Genomic DNA, 6,525 nt, shown 5'->3' with positions numbered 1-6,525 from the left:
TTTGGCACGCTGTTGAGTTCTCAAGGAACGGACGCTTCCTTCGGACCGCCTTCCAGCGGACCCTCCGGGCTTCGTTCTTTCGTGTTTCCAGCTTACCAGATGCTTTCCGTTCCGTTTACCGGGGGTTTTTGCATCTGAAATCTGGCGTTAACCGCCGAGTTGCGGCGACTCGCCCAACCATAGCGGGTCGGCAGCCGGAGCGCGAACCGGGGCGCACCCGGGGTCGCTCGGACGGCGGCATGATTTGTTGCTCTCGCGAGCATATACAGCAATGGTCTCGATTCGCCAAGATGCCTGTAGAGTGCGGCGCATCGGCCAGAGGACTAGACCACTAGCGGGCCGGTGAGTCGCCGGCCGGCTAGGTAGGCAAGGGCGGGGTCTTCGCCCGGGAATGTCAGCAGTTGTCCGAAGTTGACATGAATTAGGCTTCAGTTGATCGTCGCGCCGCTCCTCGCGGCCGCTCGCTGTACTGCACTTGGGAGGCACAACCATGACCACTGTGACGTCGCCGCTGACCGGCAAGATCGTGGGGCTCGCGGGCGTGCCCGACCCGGTGTTCTCGGGTGCGATGGTCGGCCCGGGCACCGCGGTCGACCCCGTTCGCGAGCAGACCACGGCGGTCGCTCCGGTGGACGGTGTCGTCGTCTCCATGCACCCGCACGCGTTCGTCGTCGTGGACGCCGAGGGCCACGGTGTGCTGACCCACCTCGGGATCGACACCGTTCAGCTCAACGGCGAGGGCTTCGAACTGCTCGTCAACAAGGGCGACACGGTGACCCGTGGTCAGGCCGTCATCAAGTGGGACCCGGCCGCCGTCGAGGCCGCCGGCAAGTCGCCGATCTCGCCGATCGTGGCGCTGGAGGCCACCGCCGACTCGCTCGGCGACCTGCGGGAGGACGGCGAGGCCAAGGCCGGCGAGCAGCTGTTCAGCTGGAGCTGACCCCTTCCTTCCGACACCCGCCCCGGACGAGATGACGGGGCGGCCCCCACACACAGCGGTTCCCGGCGGGGCCGCTCATCTCAGCGGAGACAGTGACATGGAGAAGACGCTGCGCGGCGTGGGCGTGAGCCACGGGGTCGCGATCGGCCAGGTGCGGCACATGGGGACGGCGGTGCTGGAGCCCCCGGCCACCCAGATCCCGACCGAGGACGCCCCGCGCGAGCAGGCCCGCGCCCAGGCCGCCGTCGAGGCGGTCGCCGCCGACCTCGTCGCGCGCGGCAACCTCGCGGGCGGCGAGGCCCAGGCCGTGCTGGAGGCCCAGGCGCTGATGGCGCAGGACCCCGAGCTGATGGCCGACGTGTCCCGCCGGATCGCCGTCGGCAGCAGCGCCGAGCGCGGCGTCTACGACGCGTTCGCGGCCTACCGGGCGCTGCTCGCCTCCGCCGGGGAGTACCTGGCCGGGCGGGTCGCCGACCTGGACGACGTGCGCAACCGGATCGTGGCCCGGCTGCTCGGCGTGCCGATGCCGGGCGTGCCGGACAGCGACGAGCCGTACGTGCTGTTCGCGCGGGACCTGGCGCCGGCCGACACCGCGCTGCTCGACCCGACGCTGGTGCTCGGCTTCGTGACCGAGGAGGGCGGGCCGACCAGCCACAGCGCCATCCTGGCCCGGGCGATGGGCGTGCCGGCCGTCGTGGCGCTGCCCGGCGCGATCGAGGTCGCCGAGGGCACCGTCGTCGCGGTGGACGGCAGCTCCGGCGATGTCCTGCTGGAGCCGTCCCAGGAGAAGCAGGACGAGCTGCGGGCGGCCGCCGCCGCGCGCAAGGCCGCGCTGGCCGCCTCCTCCGGCCCGGGGCAGACCTCGGACGGTCACCGGGTGCCGCTGCTCGCCAACGTGGGCGGCCCGGCCGACGTGCCGGCCGCGCTGGAGAACGGCGCCGAGGGCGTCGGCCTGTTCCGCACCGAGTTCCTGTTCCTGGACGACTCGGCGAAGGCGCCCAGCGCCGAGAAGCAGGTCGAGGCGTACCGCAAGGTGCTGGAGGCCTTCCCCGAGGGCCGGGTCGTGGTCCGGGTCCTGGACGCCGGCGCGGACAAGCCGCTGGACTTCCTGACCCCGGCCGACGAGCCGAACCCGGCGCTGGGCGTGCGCGGTCTGCGCACCCTGCTCGAGCACCCCGAGGTGCTGCGGACCCAGCTCCGGTCGCTGGCCAAGGCGGCCGAGGGCCTGCCGGTGCACCTCGAGGTGATGGCCCCGATGGTGGCCGACCGCAAGGACGCCAAGGACTTCGCGGCCGCGTGCCGGGAGGCCGGGCTGGACGCCAAGTTCGGCGCGATGGTGGAGATCCCGTCGGCCGCGCTGCGCGCCAGGTCGATCCTCCAGGAGGTCGAGTTCCTGTCGCTGGGGACCAACGACCTCGCGCAGTACACCTTCGCGGCCGACCGTCAGGTCGGTGCGCTGGCCCGGCTCCAGGACCCGTGGCAGCCGGCCCTGCTGGACCTGGTCGCCGCGGCGGCCGACGCCGCGCGGGTGAGCGGCAAGAGCTGCGGGGTCTGCGGCGAGGCGGCCGCCGACCCGCTGCTGGCCGTGGTGCTGACCGGTCTGGGCGTCACCAGCCTGTCGATGGGCGCGGCCTCGATCCCCTACGTGCGGACCACGCTCGCCAAGTACACGCTGGCGCAGTGCCGCCGGGCGGCCGAGGCGGCCCGGGCCGCGGACAGCGCCGAGGAGGCGCGGGCCGCCGCGCAGCAGGTGCTCTCCGGCGAGTAGGACGGGCGGCCGACGCGGCGACGTGAAAAGGGGCGCTCCCACCAGGACGGTGGGGGCGCCCCTTTCGTGTGCCCCGGGGCCGGTCAGGCCTGGCGGTCTAGGCGGAGCCGCTCGAAGAAGCGCAGGTGCTCGATGCGGTCGACGGAGCCGGGGTTGACGGCCTGCTCCAGCGGGGTGCCGGAGAGGATGCGCTTGACCGGGACCTCGATCCGCTTGCCGGTGAGGGTGTGCGGGAGGCCGTCGACGGCGATGACCTCGTCGGGCACGTGGCGCGGGGAGAGCTCGGTGCGCAGCGAGGTGCGGATGCGGCCGATCAGGTCGTCGTTCAGCTCCGCACCGGGGGCGAGGACGACGAACAGCGGCATCCAGTAGCCGCCGTCGGGCTCCTCCAGGCCGATGACCAGGGACTCGGCGATCTCGGGGAGGCGCTCGACGACCTCGTAGATGTCCGAGGAGCCCATCCGGACGCCCTGGCGGTTGAGGGTGGAGTCGGAGCGGCCGTGGATGACGACGGTGCCCCGGGAGGTGACGGTGATCCAGTCGCCGTGGCGCCAGACGCCGGGGTACATGTCGAAGTAGCTGTCGTGGTAGCGGGTGCCCTCGGGGTCGTTCCAGAAGCCGGTGGGCATCGAGGGGATGGGCTTGGTGACGACGAGTTCGCCGACGGTGTCGGTGTGCGGGTGGCCCTGGACGTCCCAGGACTCGACGGCCGCGCCGAGGCAGGGGGCCTGGATCTCGCCGAGGTGCACCGGGAGGGTGGGGACGCCGCCGACGAAGCAGGAGCAGACGTCGGTGCCGCCGCTGACGGAGGCGAGCCAGACGTCCTCCTTGACGTCCTGGTAGATCCAGCGGAAGCCGTCCGGCGGGAGCGGGGAGCCGGTGGTGCCGATGCAGCGCACGGCGGAGAGGTCGAGGTCGCGGCCGGGGTGGAGCTCGGCCTTGCGGCTGGCGATCACGTAGGCGGCGGAGGTGCCGAGGACGGTGGCGCCGGTGCGGGCGGCCACGGACCAGAGGGCGCCGGTGTCGGGGTGGCCCGGGCTGCCGTCGTAGGTGACGATCGTGGACCCGACGAGGAGGCCGGCCAGCAGGAAGTTCCACATCATCCAGCCGGTGGAGGTGTACCAGAGGAAGCGGTCCCGGGGGCCGAGGTCGAGGTGGAGGCCGGCCTGCTTGAGGTGTTCGAGCAGGATGCCGCCCTGGCTCTGGACGATGGCCTTGGGCAGGCCGGTGGTGCCGGAGGAGTAGAGGACCCAGAGCGGGTGGTCGAAGGGGACGGGCTCGAAGACCGGCTCCACGTCGTCGGCGACCAGGTCGTCCCAGTGCAGGGCGCCCTCGGGGGCGGGGGCGCCGAGCAGCGGGACGTGCACGACGGTGTGCAGGCTGGGGAGTTCGCGGCGCAGCTCGGCGACGACCTCGGTGCGGTCGTGGTCCTTGCCGCCGTAGTGGTAGCCGTCGATGGCGAAGAGGACGGCGGGCTCGATCTGCTGGAGGCGGTCGAGGACGCTGCGGGCGCCGAAGTCGGGGGCGCAGCTGGTCCAGACCGCGCCGACGGCGGCGGTGGCGAGCAGGGCGACGGCGGCCTGCGGGACGTTGGGCAGGTAGGCGCTGACCCGGTCGCCGGGGCCGATGCCGCGGGCGCGCAGGGCGGCGGCGAGCGAGCCGACCTGGCGGCGGAGCTCGGACCAGGTGAGGACGGCCGGCTGCTCGGTGGTCTCGTCGAGGTGGAGGATCGCGGGGCGGTCGGCGTTGGCCGGGTCGTCGGCGGCGCGCAGGGCGTGCTCGGCGTAGTTGAGGCGGGCGCCGGGGAACCAGCGGGCGCCGGGCATGGCGGCGTCGGCGAGGACGGCTTCGGGGGCCCGGGTGAAGCGGACGTCGAACCACTGGGTGATCGCGGTCCAGAACCGGTCGAGGTCCTCGGTGGACCAGGCGTGCAGGTCCGCGTAGCGCTCGGCGGCCTGCTGGTCGTCGGCGGCCGGGGCGAGCGGGGCGGCCGGGGCGCCGTGGTGTTCGGCGGCCCAGGCCTGGAAGGCCACCAGGGTGGTGGCGGCGGCGCGAGCGGGGTTGGGGCGCCAGAGCGGCTGGTCCTGCGGTGGGGTGCTCACGGTGGTGGTCTCCCGGCCGGTGGTGGGGACGGGAGCGCTCGTGGCAGACCCGTCCGGTTGGGCTGTCGGTGCAGACCATGCCATGTGATCGCCCGCCGCGCCAGGGTCGGCCGGTGGGTCAGCGGGGGGTGAACTCGCCGCTGAACCAGCGGCGCAGGACGCCGTTGTGGAAGTCCCAGACGAGCGGGGTTTCGGCGGTGGCGAGCAGCCAGCCGTCGGTCTCGTCGGTGGGGCGCGAGGGCGGGAGGTCGGAGAGCGGGCGGGCCGGGAGCAGTCCGCAGAGCATCACGAAGCGGCCGTCGGGGTCGGAGGCGGTGTGGATCAGGGTGACCTCCGCCGGGTCGGCGGTGATGCCGGTCTCCTCGTGCAGTTCGCGCACGCAGGCCTGCTGCCAGCTCTCGCCGTAGTCCATGTAGCCGCCGGGGAAGGCGAGTTCGCCGTAGCCGGGCTCGATGGTGCGGCGGATGACGACCAGGGCCGGGTCGGCGTCGGGGCGGGTGACGGGGAGGACGGTGATCGCGACGGGCAGCGGGTTGCGGTAGCTGATCTCGGCGCAGCCGGGGCAGGTGCGCGGCCAGGCGCGGGTGTCGGCCGGGTAGGGCGTACCGCAGAAGTGGCAGTGCGAGAAGGGCCGGTGGGCGGTCTGCTGGGCCTCGTCGGCGGTCGTCGCCTCGTCAGTGGTCATGGCCGGATGGTAGCCCGGTCGGCCGACGGTGCCGCCGGGGGCCGCGGACCCTCAGCGGGAGCCCGCGTCGTCGGCCGTGCTGTCGGCCGCGTCGTCGTCGGCCGTGCCTTCGCGGGCGGGGCGGAGCAGCGCGGGGTGCAGCAGGCGGGCGTCGCCGGCGTGGTAGGTGCGGGCGCGGGGGCCGCCGCGGGCTCCGCCGCGCTCGGTGGTGGTGCCGGTGCTCTCGACGAAGCCGGGCACGGAGAGCACCTTGCGGTGGAAGTTGCCGGGGTGGAGCTTCTCGTCCCAGACCGCCTCGTAGACGGCGCGGAGGTCGGGGATGGTGAAGTCGTACGGCAGGAAGGCGGTGGCCAGCGGGCTGTACTCGAGTTTGGCGCGCACCCGGTCGAGGCCGTCGGCGAGGATGCGGGCGTGGTCGAAGGCCAGCGTGAGCGGGCCGGGGCCGGTGCGCCCGTCGACGCCACCCCCGTGGGTGTCGGCGGGCACACCGGCGGTTCGGGACCGGCCGCAGGGCCGGAGGTCCAGGTCGGAGACGGGGTGCCAGGCGGCGGCCGCGGCGTCCGTTCCGGCCTGGGGGTCGGGCAGGTCTGGGGCGAAGGCGAGGTAGGCGACCGAGACGACGTGCATCCGCGGATCCCGCTCGGGGGTGCCGTAGGTGCCGAGCTGCTCCAGATGGAGGCGGCAGAGCCTGGTCTCGGCCTCGGAGGCGCTCTGCAGGCCCGTCTCCTCGGCGAGCTCGCGGGCGGCGGCCTCGTCCAGGCCCTCCTCGCCAGCGCGCAGGAAGCCGCCGGGCAGCGCCCAGCAGCCCTGGTAGGGCGGGGCGCCGCGTTCGACGAGCAGGACGTGCAGGCCGCCGTGGCGCAAGGTCAGGGCGACCACGTCCACGGTGACGGCGACCGGGGTGTAGGCGCGCGGGTCGTACGCGGCGAGCCACTCCTCCTCGGCTCGGGGCCCGGTGGGGGGCGGCTGGTCGTCCGCTGCCATCGCCGGGCTCCTTTCCGTCGTCGCCGGTGCCACCGGGCCTGCCGTG

At 73.8% G+C, this 6,525-nt stretch carries 5 protein-coding genes; 2 read left to right on the top strand and 3 right to left on the bottom strand.

The annotated features are described in order from the left end of the window. The first annotated feature begins 490 nt into the window (after positions 1 to 490). Together ACFY4B_RS39090 and ptsP are read left to right on the top strand one after the other, a co-directional pair. Positions 491 to 940 (top strand): PTS glucose transporter subunit IIA, encoded by a 450-nt coding sequence (locus ACFY4B_RS39090; RefSeq protein WP_049657699.1) that lies wholly within the window; start codon positions 491 to 493, stop codon positions 938 to 940. A gap of 97 nt (positions 941 to 1,037) precedes the next feature. After that, positions 1,038 to 2,708, top strand: coding sequence for a phosphoenolpyruvate--protein phosphotransferase (gene ptsP, locus ACFY4B_RS39085; protein ID WP_049657698.1), 1,671 nt, complete (start codon positions 1,038 to 1,040; stop codon positions 2,706 to 2,708). Between the two features lie 83 nt (positions 2,709 to 2,791). Here the strand turns inward: ptsP and ACFY4B_RS39080 are convergent, their stop codons facing one another. From ACFY4B_RS39080 to ACFY4B_RS39070, 3 genes are all read right to left on the bottom strand, one after another. Next, positions 2,792 to 4,810 (bottom strand): acetoacetate--CoA ligase, encoded by a 2,019-nt coding sequence (locus ACFY4B_RS39080; protein WP_387976027.1) that lies wholly within the window; start codon positions 4,808 to 4,810, stop codon positions 2,792 to 2,794. Between the two features lie 118 nt (positions 4,811 to 4,928). Continuing rightward, positions 4,929 to 5,495 carry an NUDIX domain-containing protein gene (locus tag ACFY4B_RS39075; protein ID WP_387976024.1) on the bottom strand — a complete coding sequence of 189 codons (567 nt, stop codon included), beginning with the start codon at positions 5,493 to 5,495 and terminating at the stop codon, positions 4,929 to 4,931. Between the two features lie 51 nt (positions 5,496 to 5,546). After that, on the bottom strand, positions 5,547 to 6,479 hold the full coding sequence (locus tag ACFY4B_RS39070) for an NUDIX domain-containing protein (RefSeq protein ID WP_387976021.1): 933 nt from the start codon (positions 6,477 to 6,479) through the stop codon (positions 5,547 to 5,549). Between the last annotated feature and the right edge of the window lie 46 nt (positions 6,480 to 6,525).

It is taken from the genome of Kitasatospora sp. NPDC001261 (genome assembly GCF_042896795.1).
Lineage (GTDB): Bacteria > Actinomycetota > Actinomycetes > Streptomycetales > Streptomycetaceae > Kitasatospora.
The sequence above is the reverse complement of the archived record's forward strand: the minus strand, read 5'-3'. Positions and strand labels throughout refer to the sequence as shown.

Coding starts and splice junctions, on each gene's coding strand:
- ACFY4B_RS39090 (WP_049657699.1), top strand. CDS start 491: ATGACCACTGTGACGTCGCCGCTGACCGGCAAGATCGTGGGGCTCGCG.
- ptsP (WP_049657698.1), top strand. CDS start 1,038: ATGGAGAAGACGCTGCGCGGCGTGGGCGTGAGCCACGGGGTCGCGATC.
- ACFY4B_RS39075 (WP_387976024.1), bottom strand. CDS start 5,495: ATGACCACTGACGAGGCGACGACCGCCGACGAGGCCCAGCAGACCGCC.
- ACFY4B_RS39070 (WP_387976021.1), bottom strand. CDS start 6,479: ATGGCAGCGGACGACCAGCCGCCCCCCACCGGGCCCCGAGCCGAGGAG.